At 69.8% G+C, this 318-nt stretch carries 1 pseudogene; it reads right to left on the bottom strand.

The window, feature by feature from the left end:
* Positions 1 to 284: pseudogene (locus AABA86_RS33990) on the bottom strand (tetratricopeptide repeat protein); the annotation flags it as partial.
* Positions 285 to 318: the final 34 nt, after the last annotated feature.

Below are 318 nucleotides of genomic sequence, written 5' to 3' on the forward strand. Positions count from 1 at the left end.
GCGCGATTGAACTCGTCGAGCGCCGCCGCGACCTCGCCTGACTTGGCCAGGGATTGGGCTTTTGCGGTGTGGGCCTGAGCCTCGGTGACGTTGGCGGCGCTCACCGCGCGCTCGGCGGGCGCGGCGGCCTTGGGCGCCTCCTGCGGCTTGTCCTTCTCCGGCATCAGCGATCCCAGATCGAACGAGCAGCCGCACAACGCAATCCCCATGAGCGCCAGCGCGAACGGCGGCTGCCAGATCCGGCGTAGCCACGCCAAGCCGTGCTGGGGGAGGGGGGAGGCCATCTACGGTTCGCTCGCGCTAGAGCATGATCCGGAC

Source organism: Bradyrhizobium sp. TM233 (assembly GCF_036247965.1).
Taxonomy (GTDB): Bacteria; Pseudomonadota; Alphaproteobacteria; order Rhizobiales; family Xanthobacteraceae; genus Bradyrhizobium; species Bradyrhizobium ottawaense.